Source organism: Vibrio sp. 10N.286.51.E5 (genome assembly GCF_041469125.1).
GTDB classification, from domain to species: Bacteria; Pseudomonadota; Gammaproteobacteria; order Enterobacterales; family Vibrionaceae; genus Vibrio; species Vibrio crassostreae_C.
Window position 1 is genome coordinate 1 of record NZ_JBFRJZ010000157.1, and the last position, 248, is coordinate 248.

Below are 248 nucleotides of genomic sequence, written 5' to 3' on the forward strand. Positions count from 1 at the left end.
AGTGCGCTCTTATCTTCTATATCTTCACGTTATACCCATAAATATTTTAAGGCACCTAAAGGAAGAAGGAGCGCATAATGCTACGAACAACTGTAATTCTCTTCGTCAGTGTCATGCTTAACGGTTGTCAGATAAGCCCAATAAAATCTAATGGACTTGCCGATTATAGAGCGACAGTTATTTCAAGCCAACTTCCACAAGAGTTAGGCTCAATCACACTCGTAAATGCACAGTCAGAGGGCGATAGT

At 40.7% G+C, this 248-nt stretch carries 1 pseudogene; it reads left to right on the forward strand.

The window, feature by feature from the left end:
* A pseudogene (locus AB4161_RS23210) lies at positions 1-121 on the forward strand (alanine/ornithine racemase family PLP-dependent enzyme); the annotation flags it as partial.
* Positions 122-248 lie beyond the last annotated feature (127 nt).